The following is a 19023-nucleotide window of genomic DNA, read 5'->3' as shown; positions in this document are numbered from 1 at the left end:
CCCGGAGGTGGCGGCCTGTGGGGCCACCCAAAACGGGTTGCCGGACCGGCTCAGGCCGCCTTGGCAGGCAGAGCGGTTTCCACCAGCTTGACCCAGTAGGAAGACCCGAAAGGGATCAGCTCGTCATTGAAGTCATATTCGGGGTGATGCAGACCGGCGCTGTCGCCATTGCCTGCAAAGATGAAGGCGCCGGGGCGCTCTTCCAGCATGTAGGAAAAGTCTTCCCCGCCCATCATCGGGTCGATATTCGTATTGACCTTGCCGACACCGGCAATGTCCTCGGCGATTCCGGCGGCAAAATCCGTCTGGGCGTCGTGGTTGGCGGTGACCGGATAGCCCCGGCGGAAGTTGAAGTCGGCGGTCGCGCCGAAGGCTTCGGCAACTGATGTGACAATGCCAGCCATGCGCTTTTCGGCCAGATCGCGCATTTCCGGGCTCAGGGTTCTGACCGTGCCACGCAAGGTCGCTTCCTGCGGAATAACGTTGAAAGCGTTGCCCGCGTTGAACATGGTTACAGAGACCACCACGGAATCAAGCGGATCGGCGTTGCGGCTGGCAATAGTCTGGAGCGCATTGACCATGTTGGCGCCGATCACAACCGGGTCGATGGTTTGGTGCGGTTTGGCCGCGTGGCCGCCAAGGCCCTTGATCGTGATGGCGAATTCGTCGGTCGCAGCCATGATCGAGCCTTTGCGGATGGCAAATTCCCCGACCGGCATGCCCGGGAAATTGTGCATGCCGTAAACTTCGTCAATGTTCCAGCGGGTCATCAGGCCATCGTCGATCATGGCCTTGGCACCGGCGCCGCCCTCTTCGGCGGGTTGGAAAATGACGATTGTGGTGCCGTCGAAATTCCGGGTCTCGGCAAGGTATTTGGCCGCGCCAAGCAGCATGGCCGTGTGGCCGTCATGGCCGCAGGCATGCATCTTGCCGGGCACTTTGGACGCATAGGGCTTGCCGGTGGCTTCCTCAATCGGCAGGGCATCCATGTCGGCGCGCAGGCCGATGGTCTTGCCTGCCCCGCCATTGCGGCCCTTGATGACGCCGACAACGCCGGTCTTGCCGATGCCGGTCGTGACGTCGTCAACCCCGAAACTTTGCAGCAGCTCGGCAACCTTCTCGCCGGTGCGGACGGTTTCATAGAGGATCTCGGGGTTTTCGTGAAAGTCGCGGCGCCAGACGGCGATCTCGTCAGCCAGGTCTGCGAGGCGGTTAACGATGGGCATGTGGAACTCCTGAAAGCACCAAAGGGGGAGGGGGGAGCGCAAATCGCTTGGCGGCTAACCTATCGCAAGCGCGAAAAAGGGAAAGTCCCGACAGGAGAAAACTTTTGATTTTTCATCCACTTTGAATCTTTGACCCAAGGAAACGGACTTTCTTGGGTCAATTTCACTCGTATCGGAAGACCCGCGTCTTTTTCACGTCGCTGTCTTCCAGCGCTCCGACCACAGGAACCTCATAGACACCAAGTTCCCTCAAGCGGTCTTTCGGTAGATAGGAGCGGCCCGGATCCCCGACATAGACCGTTGAGCCGCTGGTCAGCAGCCTGTCTAGAAAGGGGAGCACAGCCTCCGCCATGGGCTTGTCATAAAAGACATCGCCGCAGAAAACGACCTCTGCATCCGGCGGCGGAGCGCTGGTGATGTCGCCGGTCTGAAGGCTGAGTGTGACCCCGTTCAACTCCGCATTCAGCCTGGTGGCAGCAATGGCGAACGGATCGATGTCGACACCGTGGCAGGTCTTTGCACCGGCCATTTTGGCCGCGATGCCGACCAGTCCGGAGCCGCAGGCAAAATCCAGCACCTTTTTGCCGTGCACCAGAGCGGGCGTGTCCAGAATATGCCGTGCCAGCCCCTGTCCCCCCGCCCAGGCAAAGGCCCAGAAGGGTGGGGCGAGGCCAAGCACGCCCAGATCTTCTTCCGTCTTCTGCCACAGCGCCAGGGCTTCATCTGCCAGGTGAAGCCGGATCTCCTCCGCATGGGGCACGGGTTTGATCCGGGTCTCCTTGCGGATGAAGGCGGCAGCATCCTCAATCGGGTGCATGGTCACGGGTCATGAAACATCCTCAGACCGGCTCTTCGAGGCCGCCCATCTCGCAGACAATGGCCCATTCGTCCGGTGTGACCGGCTGCACGGAGAGGCGCATGGAGGTGACGAGGGACATTTTTTCCAGCCGGGGCTCGGCCTTGACGTCTGCCAGGGTGACGGGCTTGGGCATGTCGCAAACGGCTTTGAAGTCAACGCATTCCCAGCGCGGATCGTCTGTGGTGCTGTCCGGATGGATGCCGCTGCACACTGCGACAACTCCGACAACTTCTTTACCGATATTGGAGTGATAAAAGAAGGCCTTGTCGCCGATCTCCATGGCGCGCATGTTGTTGCGGGCCTGGTAGTTGCGGATGCCGTCCCATTCCTCACCGGCTTCGCCCTTGGCTTTCTGCTGGTCCCAGGACCATTTGTCGGGCTCGGACTTGATCAGCCAGTACTGCACTTATGACACCTCCGGGTTCTTCACCACCCAGTTCCAGGGGCGGATTTCAACGCTTTCAAACAAACCGGCCTTGGCATAAGGGTCCTGCTCTGAAATTGCCAGCGCTTCGTCGCGGTTCGCCGCCTCAATCACCACAAGCGAGCCGGTCATGGCGCCGTCATCGTCCAGAAACGGGCCTGCGGCCTTCAAGCCATCGCCAAGGCCTTTTAGGAAGGCAAGGTGCTCGCCGCGTGTGTCGAGACGGATTTGCAGAGCACCGGGTTTGTCGGTGCAGATCAGGGCATAAAGCATGAGATGAGATCCCGGGTCAGAAAAACTGGCACGACCCTATGGGGACGCTCCGGGAAACTCAATGGGCAAGTGCTGGGGGACAAAGGGGGAGCCGTCAAAGACCCTCGGTCTCCGCCTTCAGCGGCCGGGCCATCAGAGTGTTGAGCGCATCGTCAATCAACAGGTCCTCGTCAATCATCCGGGCGACCGTGTCACAGATCGGCACGTCGATGCCGTGTTTCTGAGCCAGTTTGACCGCCACTCGGGCCGAATAGGCGCCCTCGGCGAGTTTGCCCCCGGCGGCGATCAGTTCGGAGGCCATGAAGCCTTCGCCAAGGCGCAGGCCGAAGGAGAAGTTCCGGGACTGGCTGGACGAACAGGTGAGGACGAGATCTCCCAGGCCGGACAATCCGGTAAGGGTTTCCCCTTGGGCGCCCATCGCGGCGCCAAGGCGGGAGAGTTCGGCAAAGCCGCGGGCGGTCAGGGCCGCCTGGGCACTGGCTCCCAGCTTGCGCCCGACCACGGCCCCGCAGGCAATGGCCAGCACGTTTTTCAAGGCGCCGCCAATCTGCGTGCCCAGAATGTCGATCGAGGCATAGGGGCGGAAACAGGCTGATTGCAGCGCCTCGCACAGACTGAGTGCCGACTTCGCGGAACTGGCTGCGATGGTAACGGCAGTGGGCAAGCCCCGGGCCACATCATCGGCAAAGCTCGGGCCGGACAGCACGCCCGTTTCGATGCCGGGCAGTTCCTCGCTGACGACCTTGGACAGAAGCTTGCCGGAGGTCTGTTCAATCCCTTTGGCGCACAAGACCAGGGGACCGCGCACCTTGCCAGTGTCCTTCAGTGCAGCCAGGAGCGCACGCGTCGTCTGCGCCGGGGTGACCAGCAACAGGGCATCGGCATCGGCCACTTCGCCCAGGCTGGCCGTTGCATTCAGCGTTTCGTCAAAAGTGATACCCGGCAGATAGCGCGGGTTCTGGCGGCGGGAGCGGATATGGGAGACGGTTTCCGGTTCCCGTGCATACAGGCGGACGTCCCGCCCGGCCCGGGCGGCTGTCAGCGCCAGGGCCGTGCCCCAGGCGCCGCCTCCGATGACGCCAACTGTTTTAATGGCGCCCATTGCTCTGCCTTTCCACGCGCGTCCGTAATGTTTCAAGCTGCGCTCCAAATTCTTCAAAGAACAGGGTCACGTCAGCTGCTTCATCTGAAAACAGATCAATCCAGAACAGGCGGAACCTTATCGGGGCGCCACCGCTGCTTGGAGAGGTTTCGAAATGTTCCCAGGTGTCCGCGGGCTTTTCCCGGATTGTTCCGTGAAAATGCCGCCGCCGGTGCAGGCCGTCGAGACAATGGGGCACATTTTCGATGATGCGGTCCTGGTCTGCGAACGATTCGATTGCGATATCCAATGAAAGTCCGGTCTCTTCGCAAAACTCCCGCCGTGCGGCCTGAAGATAGCTCTCGCCCGGGTCCAGCGTTCCGCCGGGAACCTGAAGGCCAACATGCGGGAAGTCCGGTTCGGAGAAAACCAGAAGGTCACGGCCGCAGGTCAGATAGACATAGGCCTTATGGTAGACGCGCATTCTTTCAAAGTCTCCAAGGGCGAGCCGGACCAGGATGAAAGGGCCGGAAAGGAACCAGTAGGGGAGGGACTGGAAAATTTCCACCTTCAGGTGCCAATCGGACGCAGAAAGTCAAGGACAAGGCTGCGAAGCCATGCATGCCGACGGGCTCACCCTAGTCCAAACCTTGGTGTGGGAATATGGAAATCATTGAAAATGAACTTTATTTAACGCGGTGGTTTGAAGACTTGAACGCAATGCGTTCTCAGATCTTTTTATTTAGCCAAATAAGTAGAATTTTTCAGGGCTCCAGGAAAACACTTTCTCGCCACATATCATGCGCACCTACCGACTGCGCGGGCCAGACTTCTCCGGCAAGACCGGTGTGGCCAACCCGGCAGACTGCCCGGTTTCAGACCGGACATCCTTCCTGAAATCAGAACTTACATCCCAGTCCTACTTTCGAAACCACGGAGCAAATCCATGAAATTTTCGAATAAATTGGCTGTCGTGGCCACTGCTCTGGCCATGAGCGCTGCTGTCGCGTCACCGTCCTTTGCCTCCGACATTGTCGGGGCCGGATCAAGCTTCATCTATCCGGTTTTTGCCAAATGGGGCGATGCCTACCATAGGGAAACCGGCATCAAGCTGAATTACCAGTCCATCGGTTCCGGCGGCGGCATCAAGCAGGTTGAGGCCAAGACAGTCACCTTCGGCGCCAGCGACAAGCCGCTGTCGGATGCCGAACTCGACAAACACGGCATGACCCAGTTCCCGATGGTGATGGGAGGCATTGTGCCGATGTACAATATTCAGGGCATTAAGCCGGGAGATCTCGTGCTCGATGGGGAGACGCTCGCCAATATCTATCTGGGCAAGGTCACCAAATGGAACGCCCCTGAAATCGCAGCTCTCAATCCGGGTCTGAAACTGCCCAACCAGCCGATCGTGGTTGTTCACCGTTCTGACGGGTCCGGCACCACCTTCAACTTCACCAACTACTTGTCCAAAGTCTCTTCAAAATGGAAAAGCCAGGTTGGCTCCGATACGGCAGTTCAGTGGCCTGTCGGTCTGGGGGCGAAAGGCTCTGAAGGGGTGGCCAACACCATTAAGCAGACCGCTGGCTCCATTGGCTATAATGAATATGCCTATGTCATCCAGAACCATCTCGGCTACGCCCGGATGAAGAATTCTGCGGGCAAGGTGCTGCAGCCTTCGCTGAAAACCTTTGCGGCGGCTGCAGCCAATGCTGACTGGGCCCATGCGAAGAACTTCCGTCTGATCATCACCGACCAGCCCGGCGACCAGAGCTGGCCGATTGCCGCCTCCACCTGGGTGATCATTCACAAACAGCCCCAGGATCCGGCTGCAGCAGGCGAAGCGCTGAAATTCTTCGACTGGGCCTATCAGCATGGCCAGAAAGAAGCCAAGGCCCTGCAATATGTTGCGATCCCCCGTTCGGTCGTCAAACTGATCGAACAGTCCTGGTTGTCCATCCAGTCCAACGGCAAACCGGTCTTTACCAAAAACCACAGCTGAGCGCTGCCCGGACTGAAACACGTTCGACAGAGCGGGCCGGCCGCCCGGCCCGCTCTGCCGCTGCCAGCATCCCCCCGCAAGATCTTTCATTGCCTTCACCAGACGCCCAGCTGCAGGTTATCACCAACATGGCTTTTCAGGATCTTTCCAGCGCACCTGTTCCTGCCATTGAAGAGGGGCAACGGTCCCGGCGCGGTCCCACCGCCGATACCGTGTTCATCCGCCTGACCTGGGGCGCCGCCACCCTCACGGCTCTGGTCCTCATCGGTATTCTGCTGTCCCTCCTCCATGGCTCCCTGCCAGCCTGGCGCGCATTCGGCACCGGATTTCTGGTCAATGAGAACTGGAACCCGGCCAAGGATGTTTATGGCGCTGCCGCGCCGATTTTCGGGACGTTGGTCACATCGGCCATTGCCATGGTGATCGGGGTTCCGGTCAGCTTGGGCATTGCCATGTTTTTGACCGAGATGTGCCCGGACCGGCTGCGCATACCCATCGGCATTGCGATTGAACTCCTGGCCGGTATCCCGTCCATCATTTACGGCCTTTGGGGGTTCTTTGTATTCACGCCCTTCTTGCAGACAATCGTGCAGCCGGTCCTGATCAATTATTTGGGGCCGCTTCCGGTGATCGGGCCTCTGTTTGACGGGGCGCCCTATGGCATCGGCCTTCTGACCGCCGGTCTGGTTCTGTCTGTCATGATCCTGCCCTTCATGACATCCGTCTCCCGCGATATCTTCCTGACCGTTCCGCCGATGCTGCGCGAGTCGGCCTATGGCATGGGCATGACGACCTGGGAGGTCACGCGCTCCATCGTGCTGCCGTATACGCGCCGGGCACTGGTGGGCGGGTTGATGCTCGGTCTTGGCCGGGCGCTCGGGGAAACCATGGCGGTCACGTTCGTGATCGGCAATGCGCACCGGATCTCCGCATCGCTGCTGTCACCGTCCACCACCATTTCCGCTTCCATTGCCAACGAATTTTCCGAAGCGACTACACCGCTCTACACCTCAAGCCTTGTGGCGCTGGGGCTGGTTCTGTTCGCCATCACCTTCGCCGTCTTCTCCGCCGCCAAGATCCTGATCAGCCGGTCAGCACAACACTGAGGGTCCTGAGATGTCCAAAGCACTTTTGCACCGGCGCTATCTGGTCAACCGGCTCATGATGGGCGCTGCCCTTAGCGCAACCGCCTTCGGCCTGTTCTTTCTCTTTGCGATCCTCTGGTCCCTGGTCCAGAAGGGGCTGCCCGCGCTGACGCTCTCGCTCTTTAGCGAGATGACCCCGCCGCCCGGCTCTGATGGCGGTCTGGCCAATGCGATTTACGGCTCCGTGGTGATGACCGCGCTGTCAATCGTGATTGCGACCCCGCTGGACCTTCTGGCCGGAACCTATCTGGCGGAATATTCAAACCAGTCGAAGGTCGCCGCCGCAGCGATTTTCCTCAATGACATTCTGTTGTCCGCCCCGTCCATCGTCATTGGCTTGTTTGTTTATGCGACCGTTGTTGTCACCACCGGGCATTTTTCCGCCTATGCGGGCGCGCTCGCTCTGGCCCTGATCGGGCTTCCCGTCATCAATCGCACCACACAGGACATGCTGACCCTGGTGCCGGTTGAAATGCGCGAAGCGGCGGCCGCCCTTGGAACACCGCGGTGGAAAATCATGGTGTTCATCATCTGGCGGGCGGCGGCCAATGGCATCCTGACCGGGGTGCTGCTAGCGCTTGCCCGTGTCAGCGGCGAAACCGCTCCCCTTCTGTTCACGGCGCTGAACAACCAGTACTGGACCGCCAATCTCGGCCACCCCATGGCCAATTTGCCTGTGGTCATCTTCCAGTTTGCCATGAGCCCCTATGACGACTGGCAGCGGCTGGCATGGGGCGGGGCCCTGCTGATCACCCTGTCTATTCTCGCCTTGAACCTTGCATCGCGCCTTTTGGCCAAACGCCGGTCCCGGTGACGCCGCTGGACCTGCCCTGGAGATCTGCCATGACCACATATCTGGAGACTGCGCCGCTGACTATCACCGCGCCGCCGGTGCCACCCATGGCCGCCGGGGACGAGGCCCCGGGGGCCGAAAGGCCCGTCAAGATCGAGGTGAAGAACCTCAATTTCCACTATCAGAACGGGCACCATGTTCTCAAGGACATCAACATTTGCCTGCGCGACAAGAGCGTGACAGCCTTCATTGGTCCATCCGGCTGCGGCAAGTCCACTTTGCTGCGGACTTTCAACCGCATTTATGACCTCTATCCGGGCCAGAAGGCGGACGGGGAGATCCGGATCGGGGGGCAGAATATTCTCTCCCGCACTGTCGACCTGAACTGGCTGCGCTCCAGTGTCGGCATGGTGTTTCAAAAGCCGACCCCGTTTCCCATGTCGATTTTCGAGAATATTGCCTTCGGCATCCGGCTCTATGAAAAAGTTCCAAAACAGGAGATGGCCAGCCGGGTGGAGAACGCTTTGAGGGAAGCCGCGCTTTGGGACGAGGTGAAGGACAAGCTGCACCAGAGTGCGCTGGGCCTGTCCGGGGGGCAGCAGCAACGGCTGTGCATTGCACGGGCAATCGCGGTGAAACCGTCGGTCCTGCTTCTGGACGAACCGGCCTCCGCGCTGGATCCGATTTCAACCGCCAAGATCGAGGATCTGATCGAAACCCTGAAAAGCCACTATTGCATTGCCATCGTGACCCACAACATGCAGCAGGCCGCGCGGACTTCCCAATACACGGCCTTCATGTATCTGGGCGAGCTGGTGGAATTCGGCAGAACCGATATGCTTTTCAGTGCGCCGCAGGAACGGCGCACCAGCGACTATATTACCGGCCGGTTCGGATAGCTGGTCCCAGCCGGGGGAGCCGGAAAGCGGAAGACCCAGCCGGCAGAAGGCAGATCCGGCGGGCGGATGGACTGCGTGCAAACGGAAAGATCAGACCTTGGCGCCCTTCTTGCCCGCGCCCAGCACACCGGCCTGGTGCGCATCCAACGGCCAGCGGGGGCGGGGGGGCAGGCCCATATCGTCAACGGGGCCTTGCTGCAACCGTTCAATGCCCGCCCACGCAATCATGGCCGCATTGTCTGTGCACAGGCGCAGCGGCGGGGCCACAAACCGGGCGCCGGCGGTTTCGGCTGCGGTGGTCAGCGCTGATCGGATCTCCTGATTGGCCGCAACCCCGCCCGCAACCACGATCACTGGCCGGATGCCCGGGTGGCGGGTTTCGAACAGCTCCAGCGCGGACCGCGTCCGGGCGGCCAGCACATCGGCTACAGCGCGTTGAAAACCGGCACACAGATCCGCAATGGTCTGTTCATCCACAGGCTCCAGCTTTTTGGCCTGGGTGCGCAGGGCGGTTTTCAGACCCGCAAAGGACATGTCGAGGCCAGGCCGGTCGAGCAAGGGGCGGGGCAGTTTGAACCGGGTGACATCGCCCCTTGCTGCCATCTTTTCCACATGCGGGCCACCGGGATAGGGCAGGCCGAGCAGTTTGGCGGTTTTGTCAAAGGCTTCGCCAATGGCATCGTCAATGGTTGTGCCGAGGCGTTCATAGTCGCCGACGCCGCGCACCAGGAGAAACTGGCTGTGGCCGCCGGAGACCAGCAGCAGCACAAAGGGAAAGTCCAGGTCGTCGGTGAGCCGGGCGGTCAGGGCGTGGCCTTCCAGATGGTTGACACCAACGAGCGGTTTGCCAGAGGCCAGTGAGATGGCTTTTGCGGTCATGAAACCGACAATGACGCCGCCGATCAGGCCTGGCCCGGCGGTGGCGGCAATCGCGTCGATCCCGTCCCAGCCGCAATCTGCCTCGTCCAGGGTTTGCTGGATTATCCGGTCGAGGATCTCGATATGGGCCCGTGCGGCAATCTCCGGAACGACGCCGCCAAACTCCGTATGTTCATCAATTTGCGAGCGGATCGTATTTGATAAGATGGTCTTGGCGCGGGGCCCCCGGACAACCGCGGCTGCGGTTTCATCGCAGCTGGTTTCGATCCCCAGAACGGTCAGATCGCTTGGCATGGCATCTTGATTGACTGAAGTCATTGGTTTTGCAATCGCGGCCTGTGATAGGACAATGGCACGAACACTTCATTTCCGGTCCGGCGGCTGGTCTGCCGGGCGTAGCATCTGGACGGTAAACCTTGCAATCAAATCCTTTGCGTATCGGCACCCGGGGCAGCGCGCTGGCGCTGGCACAGGCCCATGAAACCCGTGACCGGCTGATGGCGGCCCATGATCTTGCTGAAGAGGCCTTTCAGATCGAGGTGATCAAAACCTCCGGTGACCGCATCCAGGACCGGCCCCTGTCGGAAGTGGGCGGCAAAGGGCTCTTTACCAAGGAAATTGAAGAAGCGCTTCTGGACGGGCGGATCGATCTGGCCGTTCATTCGTCCAAGGATATGCCGACAGTTCTGCCGCAGGGGCTGGCGCTGACCGCCTTCCTGCCCCGCGAAGATGTCCGTGATGCCTTTCTGTCCCCCAAGGCGAAGACCCTGAATGACCTGCCTCAAGGGGCGGTGGTCGGCTCCAGTTCCCTGCGCCGCCAGGCCATGATCAAACGGCTGCGGCCGGATCTTGAGGTGGTCATGTATCGCGGCAATCTCCAGACACGGCTGCGCAAGCTGGCAGAGGGGGAGGTGGATGCCACACTGCTGGCGGCGGCTGGGCTCAACCGGCTTGGCCTGCAAGGGGAAGTCACCAGCCTTCTGGAAACGGACCAGTTCCTGCCGGCGGTCGGGCAGGGCGCGATCTGCATTGAAAGCCGGGAAAATGATAGCGCCACCCTGGACATGCTGGCGGCAATCCATGACCGGGAGACCCAGATCCGGTTGGAGGCTGAGCGCGCCTTTCTGGCCGTTCTGGATGGCTCCTGCCGGACGCCCATTGGCGGTCTGGCGGTGATCCGGGGGGATCAGATCCATTTTCAGGGTATTGTGCTGAAACCCGATGGCAGTGCCGCGCATGCGGCCGAACAGACAGGCCCATTGGAAGAGGCAGTCCAGATCGGGCTTTCCGTCGGAGAGACCCTGAAGGCAAAGATGGGGCCGGGTTTCCTGGCGGGGAACTAGGGGATGCGCTTTCTGGTGACACGGCCGCAACCGGATTGCCACCGGACCGCAGATGCGCTCCGGGCCGCTCACCACCGCGCTGATGAAGCGCCGCTCCTGACCTTCTCGGCCAGACCCCCGGAGCAGTTTGATCTGACGAATGTGACTGCAATGGCCATCTCCAGCCGCCGCACGGTCTCCGTATTGCGCGGCCATGCCCAGTTTGCCGATCTGGCACGGCTGGCGGTTTACACCGTTGGCGATTCGACTGCGGAGGCCAGTCGTGCGGCGGGATTTTCAACCGTTCGCTCTGCCTCGGGCAATGTGGCGGCCCTTGCACAGCTGATCGCAGAGGATCCGCAGACGGTCGGCAGCGGCAGTATTCTTTATCCGGCGGCCCGGGACCGGGCGGGAGATCTGGAGGGGCTGCTGCAGGCGCGGGGCATTTCCTGCCGCGTGTGCCCGGTCTATGCGATGATGCCCGCGCAGGCCTTGCCCGGGGAGGTGAGTCGCGCCCTGGCTGGCGGGCTTTATGACGGCGTTCTGATCTTTTCCAGGCGCACGGCTGCCACGTTTTCAAAGCTGCTGGGCGCGGCCGGGCTCGATCACATTTTGCCCCGATTGCGGGTCTATGCGCTCTCTGAGCAGGCCGGCGCACCGCTGGCCAGCCTTACGCAGGTGGAAGTCGCTGAGTTTCCGGCGGAAAAAGCACTTCTGGAGCTGGTTTTAGGAGAGTCTTAACCAGAACCGGGGGAGTCGTTGTTTTGCAGCGCGCAAAAGTCTGGGCCGCAGCGGTACCGCTTCGCAAAGAGGTGTGTATAGTGAAGGGTGGAACCTGAGCAAAAAGGGTTCAGGAGGAGTAGAGATGGCGACGGACAACAAATCTTCTGGCGGAACATCCTCTTCAGGCGGCGCCAAAGGCGGAGCCTCGGACACGCCGGGCAGCAGCGCCAAGCCTTCTGCGAGCGCGGGGGCGGCATCCAAGCGGCCCGTGACGATTGATCTGAAAGCCAAAGAAGTTGCCGACAAGCCGGGCAGTGCGTCTTCCGGCAGCAGTGCGTCAGCCAGCGTGCCGAAATCCGGATCCGCCTCAACGGCTGCAGGCAAGCCGGGCGCATCCAGTGCTGGCGCGGCAGGGGCCGCCTCATCCCCCCCGCGGCCGGGGGCTGCTGGAAGTTCTTTGCCGAGCGGGGGCAGCGGCCTCAGAGCAGCCGATACGTCTTCGTCATCATCATCGTCCCGGCCTTCGACTGCCGCTTCATCCTCCAGTTCGTCTGCTTCGGGCAGTTCGGCGCCGTCTTCCGCTTCCTCCTCCGGGACCAAACCGGGATCTGCTTCGGGCAGCAGTGCTTCCAAACCCTCCGCAAGCTCAAGCTTTTCCAATCCTCCGGCTGCCGAGGATCGGGGTGGAGTTGGAGCCTTCGGTGTTCTGATTGCCGCTGTGATTGGCGGGATCATCGTGCTGGGCGGTGGTTTCGGGCTGCATCAGGTGGGTCTTTTGAAGATGACGCCGGAGAAGGATCAGCAGCTGGTCAGCGCGCTGTCACGGGCAGAAGGACGGATTTCCGAACTGGAACAGGAGCTTGGATCCGTTCGAACTTCGGTCCAGGGGCAGGATGCCAGCCAGGCGGTTGCCGCTTTGGAGCGCAAGCTGGCGGCTTTGGAGAGCGATCTGGAAACGGCTGTTTCCTCAGCAACTGACGGGGCAGGCTCTGCGGTGGAGGCTTTGAAGTCCGACTTTGAGACTTTCCGTAATTCCGTTGAGATCGGGGCAGGTGGCGCCGGGGTCACCGTCAACCTTGCGCCCCTGGAAGAGCGGCTTGCCAAGCTTGAAAGTGCGACGACCTCGTCTAGCAGCGAGGCAGATAGGCTGACAGGGTCCCTGTCCGGGCTGGAAGGCCAGCTCACCAGCCTCAAGACGCAGATCAGCGAGGTGGAGGCCCGATTGCAGACGACAGAAGCGGCTGCCAAGACGGCCCAGACGGCTGTGTCCACAGCGGATGTTTCCTTGAAAACCCTCGCCGACAGTCAGGCCCGGGCCTCGGAAACTCTCTCTGGTCTTTCCGCTGACCTCAGCGCGGCAGGCGCATCCAGCAAGAACGCGCTGGATCAGATCCGCAGTGAACTGACGGCCCTGTCTGCGCGGCTCCAGCAGGTGGAAACCACCATGGGCGATGCCACCGCCCGCGAAGTGGCAGCGCGGGCGCTGTCCGTCTCCGCGCTGAAATCGGCGGTGGATTCCGGCCGGCCCTATGAAACGGAACTTGCAGCGGTGAAAGCCGGTCTCCCGGCGGATATCGATCTTGCCGCGCTGCAGGCCCACGCCAACACCGGTGTCGAGCCCGTCTCCGTTCTGATTGCCCAGTTTCCGCCAGTGGCGCGGGAGATCTACCAGACCTTTTCCCAGCCGGACCATTCAGAGGATGTTCTGGACAGCCTTCTGGCGAGCGCAAAGTCGATCGTGTCGGTGCGCGGGCCCGGAGATGCGGAGGGTACAGGTCCGGAAGCGGTGTTACGGCGCATGGAAAATGCGGTCTCCAGGGGGGATCTGCAGGGCGCGGTTGCCGCCTATCAGGACCTGCCGGAAACGGCAAAGGCGGTTGGCAATGACTGGATTGCCCGTGCAGACGCGCGCGTCGAGGTGGATGCGCTGACAGACAAGGCGTCGCAGGAAGTGCTGAAAGCACTTGCGGCGAAGGACAGTTGAGTGGCTGTCAGCCACCAGCACCGCCAAATGATGTTTGAGCCGGGCAGGCCCGGCAACGCTTGGGAGCGAGCTACATGATCCGCGTCTTTCTCTTTTTCGGGATGGTGTTTCTCCTTGCGCTGGGATTCACCTGGATGGCGGACTTGCCCAGCATGGTGCGGGTCAGCTGGAACGGATATGTCTGGGAACAGCCGCCGGTGGTTGCGGCGCTGGTGGCTGGCATTTTGCTGGCGGTGTTTCTGGTTATTGTCTGGGCGGTCCGGGTGGTTCTCAAATCGCCCCAGATTGCGGGCCGTTTCTTCCGGCAGCGGCGCAAGGACAAGGGCTATGCCGCTCTGTCCGCAGGCCTGATTGCCCTGGGGACGGGCGATGCGAAACTGGCCCGGCGCCATGCTCTTGAGGCGGACAAGCTTCTGCCTGTTGAACCGGCAGCCAAGCTTCTGCTGGCCCAGACCGCTCAGCTTGCGGGCAAGGATGACGAGGCTCGCCAGCGCTTTGAAGCCATGCTCGATGCGCCTGAAACCAAGGCGCTTGGCCTGCATGGGCTGTTTGTGGAGGCCGAACGCCACAAGGAACCGGTCGCGGCCCGCCATTATGCGGAAGAAGCGGCCAAGACCGCGCCCGGCCTGGAATGGGCCGGAAAGGCGGTGCTTGGGTATCAGGCCGTGGCCCATCACTGGGACGAGGCGCTGAAGACCCTTGAGCGCAACTATGCCGCCAAGCTTCTGGACAAGAAGAGCTACCGGCGCCAGCGGGCGGTGATCCTGACCGCCCTGGCCATGAAACTGGAAGACGGCGAGCCGGAACGGGCTTATTCCCTGGCCAAGGAAGCCCATGGCCTGGCGCTGGATCTGGTGCCCGCCGCCGTTCTGACCGCGCGTCTGGCAACCCGCCGGGCGGATCTGCGCAAGGCCGCCAAGGTTCTGGAAGCCACATGGCGTCTGGCCCCCCATCCCGAGCTTGCGGCCGCCTATGCCCATGTGCGCTCCGGTGATTCGGCTGTCGACCGGCTGAAACGGGTGAAATCACTGGCTGCGCTGCGGGCGGGCAGCCCCGAGGGCGGGCTGGCCGTTGCCCGGGCCGCGCTGGAAGCCCGTGAATTCGATGAGGCCCGGGGCGAACTGAAGAAGGTGCTGCAAAGTGATCCCTCCCGGGCCGCCTTTTTGTTGATGGCCGAGCTGGAAGAAGCAGAACATGGCGATGAGGGCCGCATGCGCGGCTGGCTTGCCCGGGCCTTGAAGGCGCCGCAGGACAAGGCCTGGATTGCAGATGGCCTCGTCTCTGCCGACTGGCACCCGGTCTCCCCGGTCACCGGAAAGCTGGATGCCTTTCAATGGCAGGTGCCCGGCAGCGCGCTGGAAGAAGACGAAGAGCTTGTGCTGGAGGACAGCCTGTTCGAGGCGCCGGCGCTGCCGGTTGCACCTGCTGTCCCTGCCGCAGCCGCGCCTGCAGCGGCAGCCGCTGACGCGGCCACGTCGGCTGAGGCCGCTGACATGCCTACTGTTGACCTGACGCCGGTCGGAAAAGCGGACCCGGTTCAGCCGTCAGAAGCGCCCGCAGCCGAAGCGCCCGCTGCTGACGGTCCGGCAGCACAGGCGGCTCCCGAGCCGGCGGCACAGGCCGCCCCCTCTGATGCCAAAAAGGGTTATGAGGGCACGACAGATGATGTGCGCCACAGCCCGCCGCTTTCGGACCTGCCGGACAGCTCTGCAGCTTCCGGCAGCCCTGCTGCTGCGGCGACCGGGGCAGACAGACCAGAGACAGCAGCTACATCTGCCACCGCCAAGGCGGCCGCACCGCCTGCACAGAGCAGCGCCAAAGACAGTGCCGCTTTCGCTGAAACGGCCTCAGACAGGGATCCCAAGGGCGCCAATACTCCAAAGGCTTCTGTTCAGCCCGCTGCCGCCGCCCACTCTGCGGCGGGACAGGACGCAACACCGGGCAATGGTGCCTCCGAGGAGAAGGCGGACCGTCTCAACCAGCCGATCCAGTTTCCCCTTTCCCGTATGCCCGACGATCCGGGGACCGAGGAGGAGGACGACACCTTGGCAAAGAGCCCCCGTCCGCGGTTCTTCAATTGACGGCGAACTCCCGCCTGGCTGCCCGTCTGATCTGCCCGGCTGATCTGTCTGGGCTAGGTGCGTGTTGGCTCATGGGCACGGGCTGAGCCGTTTCAGGTCAGGTGGGGTGTGCTTCTTTTGGGAGCATGTGGATTTCCGGCAAAGATCCTTTGCCAAGCCTCTTGCATCTCGGTCAAAGCTCCGGTAATTAGCGGCCCACTCGAGAGCGTTCGAGACGGCGCACCAACCGGTCGCCAAGCCTGGTTTTCAAGGCATGCTGCTGTAGCTCAGCTGGTAGAGCACGTCATTCGTAATGATGGGGTCGGGGGTTCGAGTCCCTTCAGCAGCACCATCTTCCCCAAGCGACCAAAACTGCAAAATGACGAGCTTGGCGGGACCTGCGCCGAGTGTCGTTTTTACACTCCATCAAGACATACTTTGCTGCTGATGAAAGTGGCGCTTGGTATTATCCAAAGTCTCAAATGCGGACAAAGCAGACGCCGTTCCGCCTCGAAAGCACTTTGGGATCTATCCTGCTATGAAGAGGGCGGATTATGAAGAGGGCGGATCGTCAAGGGAGCAATTGAGCACTCGGGACGGAAGGGTTGACCAATGAGAGAATGTCGCTAAGCACTGTGCGGAGGCTAGGTCTCAGTAACCCGGTTTCCATCGGATATCATTCCTTCCAAGGTTGAGGAAATTGAGAGAATGAATGAGAAGAATTTGGTCGTTAACGATTTCCGCGTCGCAACGACAGAAGGAGGAGTGCTAAGGACTTCGTGCTCAATCCAGAATGACGGTGTAGCCGTAGACATGTGGTTTGAGGTGTCAGGCTTTCCCAAAGACAGCACTATCGAATCTGCAGATGCATTTTTTGCGCCGTGTCTACTTCTTGGCCTTAAGCACAACTTGCCAATAGTTTTCGACGTTCCTGTCTCTGAGTGTATTGCTCATCAGCGTGCCGACCTGATCTACATTTTTGGGACACAGTTGGGCTTTAACCCTAGGCTAAAGGTTAAAGTCTCCGAGCCAATAGCGATTGATCGCAAGGTGACAGGTGCTATTACTGGTTTCTCTGCAGGTGTCGACAGTTGGTTCTCGCTCAAAGAAAATCTCATTGAGTGTCAACTGCACACAAAAAAGTTAACACATTTGCTTGTGAGTGACGTTGGGGCAAATACCACGGAAGAGAAGCAGCAGCAGGTGCTCGCCCAAGCAAGGGATGTCGCAGCTGAATTTCGGTTGGGACTGGTAAGTGTGAAGAGCAATATGGCCGACGTTCTAAAAATGAATTTTCAACGTACACACACCGCTCGCAATGCGTCTGTAGCGCATCTGCTAACGTCGATCGCCAACACCTACTATTATTCTTCAGCAGACACTTATGATTACGCAGGCGTATTTCCAACGGACGACATGGCGTACGCAGACACGATAATCCTTCCACTTCTTTCTACTGTTTCGATGACCCTTCGCTCTACAGGCTCCGCTTTCACCCGGGCTGAGAAGACGCGTGAGATTCTCAGTATTCCTGGAATTGGCGAGCGCCTTGACGTTTGCGTCGCTCACAATCACAAAGGAGAGAAAATCAATTGCGGGGCTTGTTGGAAGTGCTCTAGGACTCTGTTGACGCTCGAAGCCTTTCAGGCCCTTGATCAGTTTGAGCATGCATTTGATTTAGATGCCTACGGCAAAAAACGCAGCCAACGTATTTCAGAATTTTCCGCGAGTAAAAAACCAACTGAGCGCGAAGCGTTCAAGCTTGCTAGCGAAGCCGGTCTGACTGGTCCTATATTGCTTCATCAGGCACAATCGGTCGGAGTAAGAGCGGCGAAGCGCCTAAAGCGCGCCTTGAAAGTATTGCTGTAAAGAGGGTCTCGGCGGTGATTGCATACGTTGCTTTCGGGATTTTGCTAGGGTCTGTGGACATTTAGCGCAATGCGATGATCGTTGCTGCCAGGTTCCATGAGGCTTGATAGCTGGTATCGGTTTTATCGTATCTTGTATTTATGCCTCTGAACTCTTTGATTTTGCTGAAATAGTTTTCGATCAGATGACGCCACTTGTAGGTTTCTTCGTCGTGCGGAATGTGAACGCGACGATTGGTTTTAGCCGGAATGATGGCTTGTGCCTGGCGAGCATCGAGGTCTTCGCGCAAGGAATTGGCATCGAATGCCTTATCGGCAAGCATGGCGCTAAATTCCAGACTGTCGATTAGGTCTGGCACACCAACGATTTCACTGCGCTGGCCGGGTAGAAGCTTGAAGCGCACCAGATTGCCTAACGCATCGGTGAGTGCCAGAACCTTGGTGGTCAATCCGCCTTTCGAACGCCCGATGGCCTGATTGAGAGTCCCCCTTTTGCGCCACTCGCTTTCTGGTGGACGCTGATGATCGTGCCATCGACAAGAACATTTTCAAAGTCGGGATCACCGATACAGCCTCGAAAAGTCGCTGAAACACACCGCGTTGGGCCCATCGGCGGAACCGCCGAAACACACTGTTCCATTCGCCAAATCCTGATGGGAGATCTCGCCAGGGACCGCCAACGCGAACCTTCCACAGCACCGCTTCAAGAAACAGTCGGTTGTCCCTTGATGTCCGGCCTCGATCCCGGATGCTGCCGGGAAGCAACGGTTCTATGACCGCCCAGCTCTTATCCGTGATGACAAAACGTTCGCTGCGCATGGGAGCCTCCTCAAAAGGAAGCTTGATGATGTGGACGCCCCTGCCTGGACCTGTCACGGTTTGATTCCGCCCCGAGTTCTCATTTAAGCGGCCCTGGCTTCGAATGCCAATGGGCTTTTCCATGCCAAAGCCGAGTGTCTTCAGCGCGGATTGTAGAAACCGTTGATATATTGGAAGATGGCTATCTCTGCATCGAGACGTGTCGGCCATGACCATTGCCACAGAAACTTGGCCTTGACCGTTTTGAAATAGGTTTCGACCGCTGCATTGTCATAGCAGTTTTCGGTCCTGCTCATCGACACCTGGAACACGTGCTGGTGTGGGATCGTCCGTATGCAGGAAAAACGAGAGGAATTTTAGGGTCTCTGGTTACGGCCGGTTGAGACATTTACCTTCTTGCGATGCATGCAGATCCGCTCGCAGGCAGTGACCAGAGCATCCCGGTCATGAAAGGCATAGTCCAGATCCGGCAGTGTCCGACCCGAAGACACGGGTGAAGGTTCGGACCGCAGATATAGGATGCCCTTATGACTGAAGAGATATTAATTGCGCTTGGTTGTCTAATTCCGGCCTCACAGTCAAGTCCCAAGCCTTGTTGCCTCCTCACCAGGTCCACGGTTGTCTTCGAAGTCGCTGCCAGCAGGGTCTGTGGAGCGCTTCATGATA

The 19023-nt window shown here is 60.0% G+C and carries 17 protein-coding genes, 1 tRNA gene and 3 pseudogenes; 10 read left to right on the top strand and 11 right to left on the bottom strand.

Translation table 11 applies throughout. The features are described from left to right. Nucleotides 1–50: 50 nt before the first annotated feature. The 6 genes from ACXAH0_RS21955 to ACXAH0_RS21930 form a co-directional block, all read right to left on the bottom strand. Nucleotides 51–1226 (bottom strand): M20 aminoacylase family protein, encoded by a 1176-nt coding sequence (locus ACXAH0_RS21955; RefSeq protein WP_475180503.1) that lies wholly within the window; start codon nucleotides 1224–1226, stop codon nucleotides 51–53. A 163-nt stretch (nucleotides 1227–1389) separates the two neighbouring features. Further along, nucleotides 1390–2043 (bottom strand): class I SAM-dependent methyltransferase, encoded by a 654-nt coding sequence (locus ACXAH0_RS21950; RefSeq protein ID WP_475195124.1) that lies wholly within the window; start codon nucleotides 2041–2043, stop codon nucleotides 1390–1392. A gap of 22 nt (nucleotides 2044–2065) precedes the next feature. Then, nucleotides 2066–2491, bottom strand: coding sequence for an EVE domain-containing protein (locus ACXAH0_RS21945; protein ID WP_475180507.1), 426 nt, complete (start codon nucleotides 2489–2491; stop codon nucleotides 2066–2068). Further along, a complete protein-coding gene (locus tag ACXAH0_RS21940; RefSeq protein ID WP_475180510.1) occupies nucleotides 2492–2782 on the bottom strand; it encodes a YciI-like protein in 291 nt (96 codons plus the stop codon). It lies immediately after the preceding gene. A 94-nt stretch (nucleotides 2783–2876) separates the two neighbouring features. Then, entirely contained in the window at nucleotides 2877–3884 is a 1008-nt protein-coding gene (locus ACXAH0_RS21935; protein WP_475195061.1) for an NAD(P)H-dependent glycerol-3-phosphate dehydrogenase, read from the bottom strand. Then, nucleotides 3871–4347 carry an NUDIX hydrolase gene (locus tag ACXAH0_RS21930; RefSeq protein ID WP_475180518.1) on the bottom strand — a complete coding sequence of 159 codons (477 nt, stop codon included), beginning with the start codon at nucleotides 4345–4347 and terminating at the stop codon, nucleotides 3871–3873. The genes ACXAH0_RS21935 and ACXAH0_RS21930 overlap by 14 nt, the downstream gene beginning before the upstream one ends. Before the next feature lie 462 nt (nucleotides 4348–4809). Here ACXAH0_RS21930 and pstS point away from each other — a divergent pair, with 462 nt between their 5' ends. From pstS to pstB, 4 genes are all read left to right on the top strand, one after another. Further along, nucleotides 4810–5865, top strand: a complete 1056-nt coding sequence (pstS, locus tag ACXAH0_RS21925) for a phosphate ABC transporter substrate-binding protein PstS (RefSeq protein ID WP_475180522.1) — start codon at nucleotides 4810–4812, stop codon at nucleotides 5863–5865. Nucleotides 5866–5993: 128 nt separating this feature from the next. Further along, nucleotides 5994–6971: a phosphate ABC transporter permease subunit PstC gene (gene pstC / locus ACXAH0_RS21920; RefSeq protein WP_475195122.1), complete on the top strand. Its 978-nt coding sequence runs from the start codon at nucleotides 5994–5996 to the stop codon at nucleotides 6969–6971. A gap of 10 nt (nucleotides 6972–6981) precedes the next feature. Continuing rightward, nucleotides 6982–7824, top strand: coding sequence for a phosphate ABC transporter permease PstA (pstA, locus tag ACXAH0_RS21915; protein ID WP_475195060.1), 843 nt, complete (start codon nucleotides 6982–6984; stop codon nucleotides 7822–7824). 86 nt (nucleotides 7825–7910) lie between these two features. Continuing rightward, entirely contained in the window at nucleotides 7911–8702 is a 792-nt protein-coding gene (pstB, locus tag ACXAH0_RS21910; RefSeq protein ID WP_475195121.1) for a phosphate ABC transporter ATP-binding protein PstB, read from the top strand. 90 nt (nucleotides 8703–8792) lie between these two features. On the opposite strand, the gene tsaD is transcribed toward pstB, so the two are convergent. Next, nucleotides 8793–9899 carry a tRNA (adenosine(37)-N6)-threonylcarbamoyltransferase complex transferase subunit TsaD gene (gene tsaD, locus ACXAH0_RS21905; RefSeq protein ID WP_475195057.1) on the bottom strand — a complete coding sequence of 369 codons (1107 nt, stop codon included), beginning with the start codon at nucleotides 9897–9899 and terminating at the stop codon, nucleotides 8793–8795. 98 nt (nucleotides 9900–9997) lie between these two features. On the opposite strand from tsaD, the gene hemC reads away from it, so the two are divergent. Both hemC and ACXAH0_RS21895 read left to right on the top strand, forming a co-directional pair. Beyond that, the gene (gene hemC / locus ACXAH0_RS21900; protein WP_475180534.1) at nucleotides 9998–10924 is read left to right on the top strand and encodes a hydroxymethylbilane synthase; all 927 of its coding nucleotides are present in this window, start codon (nucleotides 9998–10000) and stop codon (nucleotides 10922–10924) included. 3 nt (nucleotides 10925–10927) lie between these two features. Then, entirely contained in the window at nucleotides 10928–11644 is a 717-nt protein-coding gene (locus ACXAH0_RS21895) for a uroporphyrinogen-III synthase (RefSeq protein ID WP_475195055.1), read from the top strand. Here the strand turns inward: ACXAH0_RS21895 and ACXAH0_RS21890 are convergent. Beyond that, nucleotides 11630–12259 carry a hypothetical protein gene (locus ACXAH0_RS21890; RefSeq protein WP_475195052.1) on the bottom strand — a complete coding sequence of 210 codons (630 nt, stop codon included), beginning with the start codon at nucleotides 12257–12259 and terminating at the stop codon, nucleotides 11630–11632. The two genes, ACXAH0_RS21895 and ACXAH0_RS21890, sit on opposite strands and share 15 nt — an antisense overlap. Before the next feature lie 85 nt (nucleotides 12260–12344). On the opposite strand from ACXAH0_RS21890, the gene ACXAH0_RS21885 reads away from it, so the two are divergent. From ACXAH0_RS21885 to ACXAH0_RS21870, 4 genes are all read left to right on the top strand, one after another. Further along, complete coding sequence (locus ACXAH0_RS21885; RefSeq protein ID WP_475195049.1) at nucleotides 12345–13610, top strand: COG4223 family protein; 1266 nt, start codon at nucleotides 12345–12347, stop codon at nucleotides 13608–13610. A gap of 74 nt (nucleotides 13611–13684) precedes the next feature. Continuing rightward, complete coding sequence (locus ACXAH0_RS21880) at nucleotides 13685–15691, top strand: heme biosynthesis HemY N-terminal domain-containing protein (protein ID WP_475195046.1); 2007 nt, start codon at nucleotides 13685–13687, stop codon at nucleotides 15689–15691. A 255-nt stretch (nucleotides 15692–15946) separates the two neighbouring features. Further along, a tRNA-Thr gene (locus tag ACXAH0_RS21875) sits at nucleotides 15947–16022 on the top strand. A gap of 356 nt (nucleotides 16023–16378) precedes the next feature. Next, nucleotides 16379–17539: a hypothetical protein gene (locus ACXAH0_RS21870; protein WP_475195041.1), complete on the top strand. Its 1161-nt coding sequence runs from the start codon at nucleotides 16379–16381 to the stop codon at nucleotides 17537–17539. Between the two features lie 61 nt (nucleotides 17540–17600). Here the strand turns inward: ACXAH0_RS21870 and ACXAH0_RS21865 are convergent. From ACXAH0_RS21865 to ACXAH0_RS21855, 3 pseudogenes are all read right to left on the bottom strand, one after another. Beyond that, nucleotides 17601–18357: pseudogene (locus ACXAH0_RS21865) on the bottom strand (IS5 family transposase). A 140-nt stretch (nucleotides 18358–18497) separates the two neighbouring features. Then, nucleotides 18498–18683 (bottom strand): annotated as a pseudogene (locus ACXAH0_RS21860) (IS3 family transposase); the annotation flags it as partial. Nucleotides 18684–18734: 51 nt separating this feature from the next. Next, a pseudogene (locus ACXAH0_RS21855) lies at nucleotides 18735–18836 on the bottom strand (transposase); the annotation flags it as partial. Nucleotides 18837–19023 lie beyond the last annotated feature (187 nt).

The organism is Roseibium sp. AWQ4_290, from assembly GCF_056160985.1.
This window is presented reverse-complemented; position numbering and strand designations above follow the sequence as displayed.

What these genes read in the sequence shown, in the direction of transcription:
- ACXAH0_RS21955 (WP_475180503.1), bottom strand. Translation starts at nt 1,226, where the DNA reads ATGCCCATCGTTAACCGCCTCGCAGACCTGGCTGACGAGATCGCCGTC.
- ACXAH0_RS21950 (WP_475195124.1), bottom strand. Translation starts at nt 2,043, where the DNA reads ATGCACCCGATTGAGGATGCTGCCGCCTTCATCCGCAAGGAGACCCGG.
- ACXAH0_RS21940 (WP_475180510.1), bottom strand. Translation starts at nt 2,782, where the DNA reads ATGCTTTATGCCCTGATCTGCACCGACAAACCCGGTGCTCTGCAAATC.
- ACXAH0_RS21935 (WP_475195061.1), bottom strand. Translation starts at nt 3,884, where the DNA reads ATGGGCGCCATTAAAACAGTTGGCGTCATCGGAGGCGGCGCCTGGGGC.
- ACXAH0_RS21930 (WP_475180518.1), bottom strand. Translation starts at nt 4,347, where the DNA reads ATGCGCGTCTACCATAAGGCCTATGTCTATCTGACCTGCGGCCGTGAC.
- pstS (WP_475180522.1), top strand. Translation starts at nt 4,810, where the DNA reads ATGAAATTTTCGAATAAATTGGCTGTCGTGGCCACTGCTCTGGCCATG.
- pstC (WP_475195122.1), top strand. Translation starts at nt 5,994, where the DNA reads ATGGCTTTTCAGGATCTTTCCAGCGCACCTGTTCCTGCCATTGAAGAG.
- pstA (WP_475195060.1), top strand. Translation starts at nt 6,982, where the DNA reads ATGTCCAAAGCACTTTTGCACCGGCGCTATCTGGTCAACCGGCTCATG.
- pstB (WP_475195121.1), top strand. Translation starts at nt 7,911, where the DNA reads ATGGCCGCCGGGGACGAGGCCCCGGGGGCCGAAAGGCCCGTCAAGATC.
- tsaD (WP_475195057.1), bottom strand. Translation starts at nt 9,899, where the DNA reads ATGACTTCAGTCAATCAAGATGCCATGCCAAGCGATCTGACCGTTCTG.
- ACXAH0_RS21895 (WP_475195055.1), top strand. Translation starts at nt 10,928, where the DNA reads ATGCGCTTTCTGGTGACACGGCCGCAACCGGATTGCCACCGGACCGCA.
- ACXAH0_RS21880 (WP_475195046.1), top strand. Translation starts at nt 13,685, where the DNA reads ATGATCCGCGTCTTTCTCTTTTTCGGGATGGTGTTTCTCCTTGCGCTG.
- ACXAH0_RS21870 (WP_475195041.1), top strand. Translation starts at nt 16,379, where the DNA reads ATGAATGAGAAGAATTTGGTCGTTAACGATTTCCGCGTCGCAACGACA.